Annotated in this window: 12 protein-coding genes and 3 pseudogenes; 7 read left to right on the top strand and 8 right to left on the bottom strand. The window is 66.4% G+C overall.

The annotated features are described in order from the left end of the window. The first annotated feature begins 23 nt into the window (after window positions 1-23). Complete coding sequence (locus AB4Y94_RS02215) at window positions 24-2,090, top strand: glycosyltransferase (RefSeq protein WP_441724294.1); 2,067 nt, start codon at window positions 24-26, stop codon at window positions 2,088-2,090. Here AB4Y94_RS02215 and AB4Y94_RS02210 read toward each other — a convergent pair. The 5 genes from AB4Y94_RS02210 to AB4Y94_RS02190 form a co-directional block, all read right to left on the bottom strand. Then, window positions 2,037-3,500, bottom strand: a complete 1,464-nt coding sequence (locus AB4Y94_RS02210; protein WP_441724292.1) for a polysaccharide biosynthesis tyrosine autokinase — start codon at window positions 3,498-3,500, stop codon at window positions 2,037-2,039. The two genes, AB4Y94_RS02215 and AB4Y94_RS02210, sit on opposite strands and share 54 nt — an antisense overlap. Before the next feature lie 27 nt (window positions 3,501-3,527). After that, a complete protein-coding gene (locus AB4Y94_RS02205) occupies window positions 3,528-4,748 on the bottom strand; it encodes a glycosyltransferase (RefSeq protein WP_441724290.1) in 1,221 nt (406 codons plus the stop codon). Between the two features lie 27 nt (window positions 4,749-4,775). Continuing rightward, window positions 4,776-5,543 (bottom strand): CDP-alcohol phosphatidyltransferase family protein, encoded by a 768-nt coding sequence (locus AB4Y94_RS02200; RefSeq protein WP_441724288.1) that lies wholly within the window; start codon window positions 5,541-5,543, stop codon window positions 4,776-4,778. Next, window positions 5,540-6,730 (bottom strand): DUF1972 domain-containing protein, encoded by a 1,191-nt coding sequence (locus AB4Y94_RS02195; RefSeq protein WP_441724601.1) that lies wholly within the window; start codon window positions 6,728-6,730, stop codon window positions 5,540-5,542. The genes AB4Y94_RS02200 and AB4Y94_RS02195 overlap by 4 nt, the downstream gene beginning before the upstream one ends. Window positions 6,731-6,795: 65 nt before the next feature. After that, a complete protein-coding gene (locus AB4Y94_RS02190; RefSeq protein WP_441724286.1) occupies window positions 6,796-8,352 on the bottom strand; it encodes a sugar transferase in 1,557 nt (518 codons plus the stop codon). Between the two features lie 580 nt (window positions 8,353-8,932). Between AB4Y94_RS02190 and AB4Y94_RS02185 the strand changes: the two are divergent. From AB4Y94_RS02185 to AB4Y94_RS02165, 5 genes and pseudogenes are all read left to right on the top strand, one after another. Next, window positions 8,933-9,928 (top strand): annotated as a pseudogene (locus AB4Y94_RS02185) (Gfo/Idh/MocA family protein); the annotation flags it as partial. Between the two features lie 66 nt (window positions 9,929-9,994). Then, window positions 9,995-10,837, top strand: a pseudogene (locus tag AB4Y94_RS02180) (NAD-dependent epimerase/dehydratase family protein); the annotation flags it as partial. Continuing rightward, complete coding sequence (locus AB4Y94_RS02175; protein ID WP_441724285.1) at window positions 10,834-11,985, top strand: DegT/DnrJ/EryC1/StrS family aminotransferase; 1,152 nt, start codon at window positions 10,834-10,836, stop codon at window positions 11,983-11,985. The pseudogene AB4Y94_RS02180 and the gene AB4Y94_RS02175, both read left to right, overlap by 4 nt. Then, the gene (locus AB4Y94_RS02170; protein ID WP_441724284.1) at window positions 11,978-12,619 is read left to right on the top strand and encodes a NeuD/PglB/VioB family sugar acetyltransferase; all 642 of its coding nucleotides are present in this window, start codon (window positions 11,978-11,980) and stop codon (window positions 12,617-12,619) included. Before AB4Y94_RS02175 ends, AB4Y94_RS02170 begins: the two co-directional genes overlap by 8 nt. Next, the gene (locus tag AB4Y94_RS02165) at window positions 12,616-13,182 is read left to right on the top strand and encodes a DegT/DnrJ/EryC1/StrS family aminotransferase (RefSeq protein ID WP_441724283.1); all 567 of its coding nucleotides are present in this window, start codon (window positions 12,616-12,618) and stop codon (window positions 13,180-13,182) included. Before AB4Y94_RS02170 ends, AB4Y94_RS02165 begins: the two co-directional genes overlap by 4 nt. On the opposite strand, the pseudogene AB4Y94_RS02160 reads toward AB4Y94_RS02165, so the two are convergent. Further along, a pseudogene (locus tag AB4Y94_RS02160) lies at window positions 13,132-13,574 on the bottom strand (N-acetyltransferase); the annotation flags it as partial. The gene AB4Y94_RS02165 and the pseudogene AB4Y94_RS02160 sit on opposite strands and share 51 nt — an antisense overlap. 208 nt (window positions 13,575-13,782) lie before the next feature. Between AB4Y94_RS02160 and AB4Y94_RS02155 the strand changes: the two are divergent. Then, window positions 13,783-13,980, top strand: coding sequence for a hypothetical protein (locus AB4Y94_RS02155; RefSeq protein ID WP_441724282.1), 198 nt, complete (start codon window positions 13,783-13,785; stop codon window positions 13,978-13,980). Window positions 13,981-14,236: 256 nt separating this feature from the next. Here AB4Y94_RS02155 and AB4Y94_RS02150 read toward each other — a convergent pair whose 3' ends face one another. Both AB4Y94_RS02150 and AB4Y94_RS02145 read right to left on the bottom strand, forming a co-directional pair. Beyond that, the gene (locus AB4Y94_RS02150; protein WP_441724281.1) at window positions 14,237-15,148 is read right to left on the bottom strand and encodes a nucleotidyl transferase AbiEii/AbiGii toxin family protein; all 912 of its coding nucleotides are present in this window, start codon (window positions 15,146-15,148) and stop codon (window positions 14,237-14,239) included. A gap of 4 nt (window positions 15,149-15,152) precedes the next feature. Further along, a complete protein-coding gene (locus tag AB4Y94_RS02145) occupies window positions 15,153-16,025 on the bottom strand; it encodes a type IV toxin-antitoxin system AbiEi family antitoxin domain-containing protein (protein WP_441724280.1) in 873 nt (290 codons plus the stop codon). Between the last annotated feature and the right edge of the window lie 26 nt (window positions 16,026-16,051).

Genomic DNA, 16,051 nt, shown 5'->3' with positions numbered 1-16,051 from the left:
GAGAAGGTCGCGAAGGAGCGGGTATGGAGAGTCTGGGCGATCCTCTCATCATGGTGGCGGTGCTGACGTACCGCCGGCCGGCTGACCTGGAGGAGCTTCTGCCGGAGCTCATCGACCACGTCGACGGCTGTAGCGGCCGGGTGGATATCGTGGTCATCGACAACGATCCCGACGGGAGCGCACGGCAACAGGTGGAGGCATTCGGCCTGAGCGCACCGGTGCGATACGTTCACGAATCCACCCCCGGCATTGCGGCGGCACGGAACCGCGCCCTGGCCGAAGGCGTGTCGCACGACCTGCTCGTCTTCATCGATGACGACGAGCGTCCCACCGCGGGCTGGTTGGGGAACCTGCTCGACACCTACGCCGTTGACCGCCCCGCCGCTGTCGTCGGCCCGGTGGTGTCGCGGTACGAAATCGAGCCAGGGCCGTGGATCCGCGCCGGCGGGTTCTTTGAGCGCCGCCGGTTCCCCACCGGCACCGTTGTCAGCGTCGCGGCGACGAACAACCTGCTCCTCGACCTTGCGCAGGTGCGAAGACTGGGCACGCGCTTCGACCAGGAATACGGTCTCAGCGGGGGATCGGACTCCCTCTTCACCCGGCAGCTGAGCCAGCGCGGCGGCCGCATGGTGTGGTGCGATGAGGCAATCGTCATCGACATCGTGCCAGCCGCCCGACTGACGCGGAAATGGGTGCTTCGGCGTGTCTTTCGCATCGGTAACGCCTGGAGCAGGATCTACCTCGCCGAGGTCGGCGGCCGGCGACGCGTTCTGGTGCGAGTCACCCGTCTCGCGCAGGGCGCCGTGCGCGTCGCGGGCGGGGCGGCCCGGTACGCGTGGGGCGGTGTCTCAGCGCAGGTGCAGCACCGGGCGCGCGGTTTGCGAACCCTCGCGCGCGGCGCGGGCATCATCGCCGGCTCATTCGGGTCGGTGTACAGCGAGTACGGGCGAACCGCGCGCGGGTCACGGAGATCCGGCGTGGCCAGGGGGCGGATCACCGCGGACAGGGCGAGGCTCTATCGATCCCTTCGCACCGCGTATCTCGAGAGGGCGCAGAAACTGCCGCGCGCCACGATCATCTACCGGTCGACGCGCTACGACTTCCACCACGAATTCACCACAGACCTGGATGTGAGGCAAGCCGGGGCCATTCGGGCCGCGTGGTTGTTGTGGACGTCCCGAGTCACCCGCCTGGAGATCAACGAACCTCTGATGCTGTCAAGCGTGGAGGGTGCAGCGCTCGCCATTCTGAGTCTTCGCACGCGGTCCGCGTTCGATCGCCGACCGGTCAGTATTGTCAGCTACGCGATGGAGAACGCTGATCCGTTCCTGCGGCCCGTCGCGCCGACGATTCCCGCTCGATTACGCATGGCGCGCAAGAAGGTTCTGGCACGCTTCATCTGGAATCAGCTCGACCGCCTCGTGTTCGCCACAGAGGCGGCAGAGGAGACATACGACAACGCCTTCCCCGCGCGCTCGTCACGCCTGGTGCAGACGCGGATACCCGCGCTCCCCGCTCCCTGCTCCTGCCCGGACGCCGCGGACTCCCGTTCACCGCACGTCGTTTTCGTCGGGGGACTGATCGAACGCAAAGGCTTCCCACTCGTCCTGGAGGCGTGGCCGGAAGTGCGTAAGCGGATTCCCGGCGCACGGCTCACAATCCTCGGGAAAGGCGTATTGGAGCGCGACGCGCTGGACGCCGCCGCGCGCGACACGACGATCGAACTGTTGATCGACCCGGAGAGAGCCGAGATACACCGACGGCTGCGGCAGAGCCCGGTCCTGGTCCTGCCCTCCCAACCGACCGCGGCCTGGCGCGAGCAAGTGGGCCTCCCAATCGTCGAGGGGTTAGCGCACGGCTGCGCCATCGTGACCACGACAGAGACCGGTCTTGCGACGTGGCTGGACGAACATGGGCACGGCGTGATCGCGCCGGGCTCTCCCGCAGTGGTGTTGGCCGATGCGCTGGCTGACGCGCTTCTGGCCGGTCGGAGCGCCGAAGACGTTCTGGCCGACCTGCCGGCGGTCGACGGGAGGCTAGGCGCCGATGCGTGGCTTTTCGGTGACCGGGTCAGCCACGGTGGTCTGTAGCGGACGCGCGGGTCGACTGGCGCTCACGCCGCGCTTCGCTGTGCGCGCCTCGTTGACGTGGCTCGCGGCCTGCACAGGCGCAGCCGTGTAGTACGCGGACTCACGACCCTCTGGCGTCTGATTGAGGACGATCCCGAGTACGCGCGCGTTGACGGCGTTGAGGGCATCGAGCGTGTTGGCCAGCTGGGCGCGCCGGGTGGACTTGTACCTCACCACGACCAGGGTCCCGTCAGTGACATGGGCCAGGCCCAGGGTGTCAGAAGCAGGCAGCAACGGTGGCGAGTCAATCACGATGTACTCGTACGCCGAGGCAAGCTTGGCGATGAGGTCCTTCATCGCCTTCGAGCCGAGGAGCTGGCCGGGATTGGGCGGGGTGATCCCTGAGGGGAGCACGTGAAGACTGTCGGACAGCGCTGTGATGGCATCATCCGGATCGACCGCACCGACCAAAACGGTGGTCAGGCCCACAGCGCCTTCCAGGCCGCACATCTCCGCTATCGACGGACGCCTCAGGTCGGCATCGATCAGCAGCACGCTCGACGAGTTCTCCGCCAGCGCGAAGGCAAGGTTCATGGCGGTCGTGGACTTGCCGTCGTTCGGCAACGGCGAGGTGATGACGATGGTGCGCGGCCTGCGGTCCACGTCGATGAACTCCAGGTTCGCGCGAATCCGGCGGTACTCCTCAGCGCGTGGGCTGTGCGGATCCGACCGCATCACGAGCCCGCCCACCCCGCGCCGGCGCCGGCGGGCGGTCTTGCCGAGCACGGGAACATCCGAGACGCGAAGAAGGTCTCGCTCACCGTGCACCCGAGTGTCAAGAAGCTCGCGGGCGAGGGCGTAGATGACACCCAGTGCCAGTCCGGCAATGAGGCCCGCACCCAGGGTCAACTGCGGGTTGGGCGAGAACGGGGACTTCGGCACGGCCGCATTCGAGACGGTCGACATCGTGACGGTGGAGGTGCTGTTCGGCCCCTTCGGTGCGAGGGCTCGCACCGTGGTTGACAGCGAGGCAGTGATGGCATCGGCAATCCTCGCCGCCTGGACGGGGGAGGGATCGACGACGGTGATATCGATGATCACCGTGTTGAGGGCGGTGCTGGCGCTGACCGACTTGGCCAGGTCTGCGCTCGTCGTGTCGAGGTTGAGCGAGGTGATGACCGGCTTCAGCACCGCCGGCGTTGTCGCCAACTGCGCGTATGACTGGACAAGATTCTGGGTGAAGGTCGCGCCCTGCACCAACTCGTTCGTCGTGTCGCCGCTTTGGTTTGAGACGAAAACGCTCGCCGTCGACTTGTACAGCGGAGCCTGCAGCGTCAGGTACAGGCTCGCGGCACCGGTACACAGCAACGCGAGCAGCATGATGGCGACCCACCGGCGGCCAATCGCTCGTGCATAGTCAATCGGTTCCACGTGATCTTCCCCTCGTTGTGCGCAACACTACTCGCCGATGCGAGGGTTGCTCGATAATTGCACGGCATCCGCGATGTGACTCGAGGCGCCGGCCGACACAGTTCGTCGTAGCACTCGGACAATCTCGGCGCGATACGCCACTTTGCTGTGACGCTCACGGGCGAGGAGGGTGTCGGTTGCTGCGACGCGTCTGAAGTGTGCCCACTCCGTGTGCACTCGCCTCAGCGCGTCCGTCCAGGCGACAATGTCCTCGGGCGGCACCCGCTGCGCGGAGGTGAAACCGGCTGACGCTTCCCGCAAGCCGGAGAAGTCGCTGACGATAATGGGGCGTGCGGCGAGGATCCCCTCGACTGCGGTATCGCCGAACCCTTCTTCGCCGCGCGATGGGACGACGACCACATCACTTGCCCCAAGCCAGCTCCACACGTCAGATTGGTAACCGTGCAGCCGAACCGCGTCGTCGAGCCCGAGGTCGTCGATGAGGGTGTGCAGCGATTCGAGGTAGCTCTCGTAGCCGGGGAAGACCGATCCGACGATATCGAGAGTCGCGGGGCAACCTGCCGACCGTAGTGCTGCCACTGCTCGCACGGCAGTATCGACTCCCTTCCGCTCGGAGACACGACCGAGATAGATGACCCGGAACGGGTCGCTCAGTCGTGCGCGTGAGATGGCTGGTCGCTCCGGCCAGGAGATCGGGTTGCGAAGCACCACCGCCCGCTGGCGCAGCGACGGAAACGCCTCGGACACCACGTCGATGCAGTGGTCGCTATTGGAAACCAGGGTGTGCGCCAGCAGCAGCGGGGCCGCGAGCATCCGCCGCGCGACGAGCGGCATCGACCTCTCTGCCTCATGGAGATGCACGACGACGGGAGTCCCCGTCAGCCTGGCGAGGAGGGGCCAGAGCGGAAGCGTCACAGTGCTGACGTAGATGACGTCTGGTCGGACGGCTCGAATCAAGCGGATGCCCCGAAAAAGCCCGCGAGCAGCGTCGACAGCGAACCGCACAGCGCCGCCAGGCCTCAGAATGCTCTTCCGCAGCACCGGGGCGGGGCACAGAAGGACCGTTGCGCCGGATGCCTCCAGTCTCGCAGTCAGCGCCCCGGTGGTTGGCAGCGTCACGCTGACCCGCGCTCCGGCCTGGCGGAAGCCGGAGACGCTCTCGAGCATGACCAGATCCGACCCGTAGAGGTCTGCGCCCGGATGCGCGACCAGCACTCGAAGGTCGCGGTCGCTGGAGTCCGCGATCATGGCCTCAGGGCGCCAATCCAGATGAGTTCATGCTTCAGCCCTCCCGAGCGCAACCATGTCGGTGAACCATTTCACCAGTGCGAGGACGAGGTATGCCGCGTTGAACGCGAACAGCACCGTGTACACGCCGACGAAGAGCCACGGGAACCCGAGTAGCACGAAGGCCAGGCACAGCACGCCGTAGTCGGTTGGAATACCCGCAATCGCCCGGAGGGGGGTGCTTCGCCGCGGCACGGTCGCACGATGCGACCCGTGCTTCGCCTTGAGCAGGTCGTTGAGGATCATGGCGAAGAAGGCGACGGATGCGACAGCGGTGAAACCCAGAGGAACCAGCAGCCACACGGGGCTCGGCAGGCTGAAATGTGTGAAGAACGTGATCAGCACCGCAAGGTGGAGGGTTGAGATCTTGATCGCGTCCACCACATGGTCCAACCACTCACCAGAGGGCGATCCTCCCCCGCGAAGCCGTGCCACCTGCCCGTCAGCGGAATCGAATGCATACCCGACGGCCAGAAGCAGCCAGACCAAAATTCCCACCCACCACAGGGGCGGCGCAACCGCAATCGCCGTGATGCCGGTGAACGTGAACACCGCGCTGATCATGGTGACAGCGTTGGGAGTCAGCCCGGCCCGGAACGCGGCTGCGGCGATGTAACGGCCGACCTTCCGGTTGACGTAGATCGAATAAGCCGGTGCACCAGGAGCCGCCACCTTCTGCGCCGACGCCAACCGACGGAGGGTGTCTGCGTAGCGCTCTGATGCGACAACCGGTGTCGCCGTCCCCGTGCGGCTCATGAGAGTGTTCCCCGTGCGGTCTGGCGGCCTGCCGGCTCCATCGCCTCGGCAAGCGAGACCGACGTGGTGGTCCGGCGGCGGCCCAGTTCATGTGTGCTGTACCCGTGAGTGAGCCGGACGGCGAGGCTCTCGTATCCGTCGGTCACACGGTCCCAGTCGAACAGCGCCTGCGCGCGGCCCTGGAGGGCCTGGCCGACCTCGGCGGTGCGATGTGGACTGAGTTCCGCGTCCTCGACCAGCCCGGCCAGCGTATCCGTGTCTCCGAAGAACGCGCCGTTCACGCCGAGCACTTCGCGATTGAACCCGACGTCCCAGGCGATGACCGCCGTAGCGGCGCCCATCGCCCGCAACAAGGACGGGTTCGTCCCGCCGACGGAGTGCCCGTGCAGGTAGGTGACGGCGTGCGCGTACAACTGGTCAAGGAGCTCCTTGTCCCAGACGCCGCCCATGATGTGGACACGGGAATCCGACGCCGCCAACCGGAGCACCCGGGTCGTGTAATCAGCGGCGTACGGCGCCGACCCGACCACGACCAGCGGCAGGTTCGCGCCACTGCGAATGTAGCCTTCCAGGATGACGTCGACGTGGTTCTCGGGTTCGAACCGGGCGACGACGAGGTGATACCCCGACGGCTTCAGGCTGAATTCGGCAAGCCGGTCATGCGGAACGTCACCGAGAATCTTGGCGCCGTACGTGATGAGCTCTGTGGCGACGGCGAACTCGTCACGGTAGTAGTCGGCGATGCCACGGGCGTCGGCGATGAGGGCATCCGAATTCCGGACGGCGTATTGCTCAGCCCAGCGATAGTAGTGGCGGCCGGCGCCACCCCACTTGTCGCGCTTCCATTCCAAGCCGTCGACGTGAACTGTCGTGGGGATGCCGCGCATCCTCAACGCCGGCACGAATGGCGCATTCGCGGCGTTGAACACGAATGCGGCGTCTGGTCGACGGCGCAGGACGCAGTGTGCCACGGACAGCGCAGAGTGGCTGAGTGTCTCGAGCGACCTCACGTGCAGCGCAGGCAGGTGGACGAGCCTCATGCCCAGGAACTCCTGGGGGCAGGGTGCCTGCGCGCCTCGGCAGTACACGGTCACCTCATGGCCGCGCGCGACCAGGCGCTGGCCGATTTCTTCGACCGCGGTCTCGAAACCGCCGTATGCGGCTGGGACGCCGCGGGTGCCGATCATCGCAAGACGAAGCGGCTTCGCGGATGGATGCGATATCTCTGGGGCTCGCGTGGCGTCTGGCACGGTCAATACGCTCCTACCGGCTGAATCATGACTTTGAATGTGCGCCAGATGATCATCAGGTCGCCGGTCAACGACCAGTTCTCGACGTAATAGAGGTCCAGCCGCACACTGTCCTCCCAGCTCAGGTTGGACCGGCCGTTGACCTGCCACATCCCGGTCAGTCCTGGCTTGATGTACAGGCGGCGGTGCACGTGTGACTCGTAGCATTCGACTTCGGCGGGGAGCGGTGGCCGCGGGCCGACCAGGCTCATGTCACCGACCAGCACATTCCACAACTGGGGCAGTTCGTCGAGCGAATACTTGCGGATGACTCGGCCGAAACGCGTCACCCGGGGGTCGTCCCGGAGTTTGAACAGCACGCCGTTCCCCTCGCTGGTTCCGATGAGACCCGCGAGGTCCCGTTCGGCCGTCTTGACCATAGAACGGAACTTGAGCATCCGGAAGGTTTTCTCGTTCCGTCCGCACCGCTCCTGCCGGAACAGGACCGGCCCGGGGCTGTCCAGTTTGACCATCAGCGCGATGGCGGCGAACAGGGGGATCAGGACCACCAAGGCGAGAGCGGATGCCGCGATGTCGAGGATGCGCTTCAACGCGTGCTTTGCGCCCTCGAAGTGCGGGATCTCGACGTGGATCAAGGGAAGGCCCTCGACCGGCCGGAAATGGATGCGCGGGCCGGCGACATCCGTCAGCCGACTGGACAGCACCAGGTCAGCCGGGGTGTTCTCCAACTCCCAGCCGAGGTTGCGGATGAACGCACTGCCGCCTCGGGGCTGGCCGGCCACGATCACCGTATCGGCGCCGAGGACACTGGTCGCGGCCGCCACGTGTGCGAAATCGGAAACGATGGGGACCATGCGGTTACCGGCGGTGATGGGCCGACCGGAGCCGTTCTCCAGCGCGGCGCCGACGACGTGATACGCGGCGCCCGACTTGTTCTCGATCTGTTCGACCACATACTCGACGTCTCTGCGGCTGCCGACCACGATCGCACGGGCCAGGTAGTGCCCGTAGTTGCGCTGCCGAAGCAGCCACTTGCGCCAGAACCAACGCTCGGTCACGAGTCCGACGACCCCCAGCGGGAGCGCCAGGACGAAGAAGCCGCGCGCGATGTCCACCTGGAAGATCAGGAAGCTGATCGCGAGGACGCCGAACGCTACCGCGCTGGCGTTGATGACCTGCTTGTACTCCGTCGCACCCACCCCCACGATGCGGGAGTCACGGGTGTGGAAGGCGCTGAGGGTCGCAATCCAGGTCGCGATGATGAGCGCGGAGATGGCCCAGTAGCTGGCGTGGAACGGGCCGACGGCGATGCTCGCGCTTCCGGCGTCGAAACGAGTGAGAAGCGCGATCGTCACCGCCGTCAGGATGATGGCGATGTCGCTCGCCCGCAGGCGGGAACGGAACCGTCTCGCCCAGGGCGCGCCGGAGAGCACGTCGACCTGGTCGACCTCGGTCCCGCCGCTATGGCCGCCGACGCGGCTCAGCCGCGGTCGATGAATCAGCGGGAAGGCGCCGGAGGCGGGATGCGCCGACAGCAGTCGCGCTTTCGCGTCCGTCATCGGTCGTTCACCGTGCCTGGTGGGGTGAACGGCGTTGCGCGCCGGCACACCGGCAGAACGAGACGCAACGGGTCAATCAAGGGTCGGCGAACGAGCCGACACGTCGGGTACGTGTCCAATTTTTCATTCCCTGCATTTCGGGTTTACAGGTTCAGCAGTGTTGTGCCAGGCGAACGACGAAATACCCAGCGTCCGCGCGGGTGAGCAACGTGATTGATACTCAGATACTCACGGGACGACATTACCCCCATGAGGGCGTTGTGCGCTGCCACCTTTACGGGGGACAGTCGCCATCCGTCCCGCCATGATGAGGTGGAGGGGCCCCCATTAGGGGGTATGCAGCGAGCCTGCACTTGTGTCACAGTCTGACCTGTGAGCGATTCTCAGATATTCATCGGCAGTCGCTACCTGCCGATAGTCGCACACACCTGCTGGTGCGGTATCCGCTTCGTTTCGTAACCCGACGAAGTACCAGCGAGGAAACCGTTACCCGAACGGTTTCGTAGTCCCGGATACGTGGAGAGTCCTGTGCCCACACGCCTGCATGAGCCCGCCATCTTCTCGCCACCCGAGCACTCCGATGACTGAGGCGCTGCGCATCGCGGTCATCGGCGCCGGGTACTGGGGGCCGAACCTCGCCCGCAATTTCCGCGCCAGCCCGAACTGGAACCAGGTCGCAATCGGCGACCTGGACGCGGTGCGCGGCCAGCGAGTCGCTGACAGCCTCTGCGGCGTCCGGGTTGAGACGTCACTTGACGCGCTCCTCGCCGCAGCGGATGTCGACGCGATCGCCATCGCCACGCCGGCCAGGACGCACCATGCGATCACCCTCGCTGCGCTCGCTGCTGGAAAGCACGTCATGGTGGAGAAGCCGTTGGCGGACACCGGCGAGCGCGGCCACGAAATGGTGCGGGCGGCGGCCGCTCTTCGCCTGGTACTGATGGCGGACCATACGTACTGCTCTACCCCCGCGGTGGCGAAGATCCGCGAACCGATCGACGAAGGCGCCCTCGGGGACATCCTCTTCATCGACTCGGTGCGGATCAATCTCGGGCTGATCCAACCAGATGTCGATGTGTTCTGGGACCTCGCGCCACGCGATCTCTCGATCAGCGACTTCGTCCTTGCCAGCGGGCTGCGGCCGGTGAGTGTCACGGCGCAGGGCGCCGATCCGCTCGGGGCCGGGAAGGCCTGTGTCGGCTATCTCACCCTGCCGCTGCAGAACGGTGCCATCGCGCACATCCACGTCAACTGGTTGAGCCCGACCAAGATTCGCACCATGATCATCGGCGGGACCAAGCGAACCCTGGTGTGGGATGACCTCAACCCGCAACAGCGGGTCAGCGTCAACGACCGTGGAGTCGACCTCCAGACCCAATCGCCGGGCGGGGTCGAACGCCGGGCCGCGGCCATCTCGTATCGGCTGGGCGACACCTGGTCGCCTGCTCTGGCGGAGCGCGAGGCGCTGGACGCCATGGCCGCAGAATTCGCGGCGAACATCCGGGAGCGGCGCGCCCCGCGCACCGACGCCGATTCAGGGTTGCAGGTGCTTGAGGCGGCGAGCCGGAGCCTGGCCGACGGGGCTATGGTGCGATACCCGGCCCTGCCCGCCCGTGAGCCGCAGGCCGAACTGGCTGGAGAGTTGGCCACCGACCGAGTCACGGTGATCGAGGGCGACATTGGCGATGCCGCCCCGGTGCATACGCTCTGCCGGGGCAAGAACCTGGTCTTCCGCCAGGCGTCGATTCGCATCACCCAGTGCGCCGAGGAACCCCGCCTCGCGCACGAGGTCCTGGCCGACGGAACCTTCAACGTTCTGGAGGCTGCTGCGGCGCACGGGGTCGACAAGGTCATCTCGGCGTCGAGCGCCTCGGTTTACGGCATGGCCGAGGTCTTCCCCACCCCCGAGAGCCACCACGACCACAACAACGACACCTTCTACGGCGCGGCCAAGTCGTTCGGCGAGGGGATGTTGCGCAGCTTCCGCGCGATGTACGGGCTCGACTACGTCGCGCTCCGCTACTTCAACGTCTACGGCCCGCGCATGGACGTGCACGGCCTCTACACGGAGTTCCTGGTGCGGTGGATGGAGCGTATCGCCGACGGCAGGCCACCGTTGATCTTCGGCGACGGGCTGCAGACGATGGACTTCATCTTCACCACGGACATTGCCAGGGCCAATCTCCCGGCCGCTGCCAGCGAGCGCACCGAGGGCGTCTACAACGTGGCCAGCGGAACCGAGACGACCCTGCTGGGCCTGGCGGAGGCGCTGTTGGCGGTGATGGGCTCCGACCTGGCCGTTGAGCATGGCCCCGACCGCGCGGTGAACGGGGTGGTACGACGCTTGGCCGCCACCGGCGCCGCACGCAATGAGCTGGGCTTCCAGGCCCGCGTCGGGTTGCACGAGGGGTTGCGGGAGCTCGTGGAGTGGTGGCGGCCGCTGCGGCATGAGATCGCCACGGGACGAGTGGCGGTGCCCTCATGAACCGCATCAATGTGATGAAGCCGTGGATGGGCGCCGACGAGATCCTGGCCGTCAGCGACGTGATCGCGTCAGGGTGGGTCGCCCAAGGGCCGAAGGTCGCGCAATTCGAGCGCGAGTTCGCCGTGGCGATGCACGCCCAGCACGCCATCGCGACATCGAACTGCACAACAGCCCTGCACCTGGCGCTCATTGTGGCGGGAGTCGGCGCCGGCGACGAGGTGATCGTTCCGTCATTCTCCTTCATCGCCACGGCGAACGCACCGATCTACGTGGGGGCACGACCGATCTTCATCGACGTCGACTCCTCCACCGGCGACGTGACGGCGGAGGGGGTTGCAGCTGCCATCACCGAGCGCACGCGAGCGGTCATCGTGGTCGACCAGGGAGGCGTTCCGGTTGACCTCGACTCGATCCAGGAGGTCTGCGATCCGCTGGGCATTGTGGTGATCGAAGACGCCGCCTGTGGTGCCGGTTCCACCTACCGGGGCCGCCCGGTCGGGGCTGGCGCCGTGCTCGCCGCGTGGTCTTTTCACCCGCGCAAGCTGCTCACCACGGGGGAGGGGGGCATGCTGACGACGTCGAATGCACAGTGGGCCGAGCGGGCCAGGCAGCTGCGGGAGCACGCCATGAGCATGTCGGCCGCTGATCGACAGGCGAGCGTGCTCGCGCCGGCCGAAGAGTACCTGGAGACGGGGTTCAATTACCGGATGACCGACATGCAGGCGGCCGTGGGGATCGTGCAGCTCGGGCGCCTGTCGGAGATGGTGCGGAGACGGCGTGAGATCGCCGCGAGGTATGCCACGGCGATTGCCGGCATCGACGGACTCCGCCCGGTGGGCGACCCCGAGTGGGGAACCTCGAACTTCCAGTCATACTGGGTCGAAGTCGAACCCGGGTTCCCGACCGACCGTGACGGCCTGCTCAAGGCGCTTGCCGAGGGCGATATCTCTGCGCGCCGGGGCATCATGGCGTCCCATCGCCAACCGGCCTTTTGGGCCGCCGCCGCCGATCACGCCCTGCTGGGCGTGACCGAACGCCTCACCGACAACACACTCATCCTCCCGCTGTTCCACCAGATGACGGATGAGGAGCAGGCACGCGTGATCGACGTGCTGCGGGCGCCCCTCACGGTTGCCGGACATGGCTGACGTGCTGCTGGTCGCGGCCAGCGGCCTGGCGCGGGAGGCGCTCTCCGTGCTGCGTCGATCGGGTGAGCACACCCCGATCGGCTTCCTCGACGATGACGAGGCCACGTGGGGGACCAGCCTCGACGGGTTGCCGATCCTGGGCGGAACGGGGCATGCGTCGGACCACCCGGGAGCGAGCCTGTTGATTTGCGCCGGCCGCGGGGTCGTACGGGCTGACATCGCATCCCGCCTCGCCGGGAATGGTCGCACCCATGACGACTACATCAGCGTGATCGACCCCAGCGTGGTGGTGCCGGACGATTGCTCGGTGGGCGAGGGCTGCATCCTTCTCGCCGGCGTTGTGCTGACCACGAACGTTGAGCTCGGCCGGCACGTGGTCCTGATGCCGAACGTCACTCTCACCCATGACGACCTGGTCGAGTCGTTCGCCACGGTGTGCGCCGGCGTCGCGCTCGGAGGTCACGCGTGGATCGGGGAGGGGGCGTACCTCGGCATGAACGCAAGCGTGCGGGAGGGCATCCGGGTCGGGAGGCGCGCGGTCCTCGGAATGGGAGCCGTGCTGACGCGGGACCTGCCGGCGGAGCAAATGTGGGTCGGCGTGCCGGCCCGTCTGCTGGAGGTGGTGGAGGCATGAGGGTCCCGTTCCTCGACCTGGTCGCCCAGCAGGCCGAGATCGCCGACGAGGTGCTGCCGATCTGGCGGGCGCAGTTCACGTCCGCCGCGTTCATCGGCGGATCCGAGGTTGCGACGTTCGAGCGGGAGTACGCCGCGTACATCGGCGTTCGGCACTGTGTCGGCGTGGCGAACGGCACCGACGCCGTCGAACTCGCGCTGCGCGCTGTCGGTATCCGCCCCGGCGACGAGGTCATCATCCCCGTCAACACCTTCATCGCGACGGCCGAGGCCGCGACACGCATGGGCGCGGTCCCCGTCTTCGTCGACGTCGACGAGGATTTCCTCCTCATCGACCCGTCCGCTGTCGAGGCGGCGATCACCCCGCGGACTCGGGCGATCGTCCCGGTCCACCTCTATGGCCAGACAGCGCCGATGGACGCGCTCATCCCGCTGGCCGCGCGGCACGGCCTGGTCACCATCGATGATGCGGCCCAATCCCAGGGGGCGTCGTCGACCGGCGGCCGGGCCGGCCGGGCAGCTGAAGCGGCCACTGTCCTCGGCGCGAAGGGGAAGGCCGCCTAGTCCCACCCAGCCGATCTGCCGGGCGGGAACGCCGGCGACGAGCGCGAATTCCGGGACGTCCCTGGTGACGACGGCGCCAGCCGCCACCGGCGCCCAGCGGCCGATCATGACGACTGCGATACACACGGCCCGCGCACCAATCGAAGCGCCGGTCCCGACCATTACGCCGACCGGGCGCCAGTCATCCGCTGTCTTACGGCTCCCGTCTTGCAGTTGTCTCCCACCACCACGCCGGGGCCGATGTACGTGCCGCGCCCCACGATGCATCCGGAGCCCACACTCGCGCGTTCCCGCACCTGTGGCAGATGCCAGATGAGGGTGCCGGGGCCGAGCGCGGCGGTGGGGTCGACATCCGCGGTGGGAGCGACGGTGGCGTGGTTCCGGGTCACGATGATTCCCTGAATTTCGGGTGTACAGGCTCAAATGGGTCGTGCGGGTGGAGATGACGAATGTTCACCTCTCGCCTGCCGACCATACCGTCATTCGGGCGACCGCCGCTGTAGCCCGTTCGGGGGTGACGGCGCCACCGGCCACTGTCCAACGCGGGTGGAACGCGTTACCCTTTAATGTGACGCCAGGGGCAGGTTTCGGAGGGTTCGCATGAATCTTGATGCTTTCATCGGAGCAACAGTTGTGGCGCTCGGAGTGGCCGCCCTGCTCATCGACCTGGCTTGGGAAGCCTCGCTGAATCGGCCCTCGCGGGGGCTGGTCGGCGATCGTGAGCGGGCTGACGCGCGCCGGACCATGGTCTTCACGCTCATGGGCGCCCACAGTGGCGGGCCGTACCCGAAGCCCTGACTATTCGTCCCTATTCGGTCGCCTCACGCGGAGTGCAAGAAACCCCCGCCATGTAGAAGCTAGACGAGGGTTTCAGTGGCTCCGACGGGCGTCGATCCCGTGACCTCTCGATTTTCAGTGAGCCCGGGCCGTTTTTTGCACTGTACTATTGTTGCGATATCGCGCTGATCGGGGATTCTTTTGAATCGTCTCAGTTGGTTTCAGTTCGTTTTCGGGCCATTAATGGCACAGATATGGCACGGGATCGGGTCGGCCATCAGCTCCAGGCGAGCGATTCGGGTGACCAGGCGAGGCCGGAGTTTTCGCCTCGCAGTACCGGGTCGATGAAAGCGTGCATGAGCTCGGTCGCGAGTTCGACAGTCCGGAAGTCGGCGCAGGCGGGAACCTTCGATGCGAGCTTCGCGTATCGGGCGCCCCAGTTCGCAGGCGTCGCGAAGGCGTCGGGCAACCTCAAGGAGCGGGCACCAGCTTCAACGTCCAAGGCGCGACGGAGCTCCATCGCGTCCACAGTCTGGGTGGCGGCAAGGAGAACAAGATCGACGAGATCCTTCTCGCGGCTCGACGGGCGGTCGTTGTAGAGCGCGAGCGTCGCACACACCTTGTCGGCGATCTGGTCGACGACCGGGTAGAGCCGATACGGGTGGCTCGGGAGCTTCGGCAACTCGAGCGCATTAGCCGGCTCAGCGATCTCCACTTCACCGGTCGTGACGACGTTAACGACGAGGTCGACATGGAAACTGTCCTTCTTCTTCGCACCGGCATAGACATCGAAGCTCACTTGGTAGCCCTCGGTGTACGTCGGCTGATTGCCGTCAACTGCGTTCGAGTACCCGGTGTAGTCGAATCGGAAGAAGTCGCCGAGATCGACGGCAGCCAGCCTGCGGAGGTCAACGAGCGCCGTGTCCAGGGTGCGGCTGCGACGGAAGAGGTCGACGTCGATCGTCGTGCGCGCCGAAGCGACGCGCGCCAGCATCGCTGTGCCGCCCTTGAGCATCCAATCGGAGTCGTCTGTTTCGGAGAACACTCGGCTGAGGAAGCAGTGGAAATACTCGAGTCGGATGCGTTCCTGGATCGTGAGGGAGTTGTCCGCGGTGGACGCCTTTCGGGCTGCTGCGGCGATGGCCGCTTCGACGGCACCAGGGGTGGCGTATCGCTCCGTCTCGGACACGGCCTTAACCTTCCTTCCTCGTCGGTTGCGAAGCCAGGGCGAGCGAGGCCCAGTCGGCTGTGCGTAGTTGTTCTGCGAGGCGAGCGTGGGCGCTCGCCTCGCCTGACGAAGCGATCTGTGCGGCGAGCCCAGTCGTGGTGTCGACCTTCGGGAGGTCCCCGAGGTACCGTGCCGCGATGAGGGCACCGAGAGAGGGAATCGAGGCGATCTGCTTCGCGATGCTGCCCTGGTCTATACCAGCGACTCGCAGGAGTTCTTCGAGGAGGGCATCACCGTCGCCCCTGCGGTGGCCGTTGCGTTCGGCGAGCGGGCTCAGGAGTTGGGTAAGCCGGTCCACGTCCAGTTGGGACTGCCTGGCCGCATCGCGCAGCGCGTTGCCGACGATGCTGAGGTCGTTCCGATCTTCGACGAGGTCGGCGATCGTGCGTTCGCGAGTCGTCGTTGGCAGGCCTTCCCGCACAGTGACGTCTTTCTCGGGCAGCACTCGGGTTCGGTATCGGACGTCTGCTCGCTGGGTCTGCTTGCGCGCCGGGGTCGTGAACTCGCTCTTCATTGCCCGAAGGTCCCCGATGCCGTGGAGTCGAGCTGCTGATTCGCCTGAAACGACGGCGCTCTTCGGATCCTCGCTGAGGCGCTCGTACGCAAGCTTCGCGGGGTCGGTCGCCAGCCACGCCGCACGCAGTTCTTCGTGCTGGCCGCCCGGTGCGCCCGCATCCCTGTAGACCCCGTGCGACAGGCGGATCAGGTCCCCGGATTCCGTCAGCCTTGTGAGGTTCATATGGCTGACGCCGCGCACGCTGGCTTGTGCGGAGGTGACCATGCCCCACTGGGACTCGGTCACCTCCGCCAGCACTCGCAGCGCCTCACGCGATTTCATGCTTGGATTCTAACGCTTTGGGCGTG

This window comes from Glaciibacter sp. 2TAF33 (assembly GCF_052114945.1).
Taxonomy (GTDB): Bacteria; Actinomycetota; Actinomycetes; order Actinomycetales; family Microbacteriaceae; genus Cryobacterium.
This window is presented reverse-complemented; position numbering and strand designations above follow the sequence as displayed.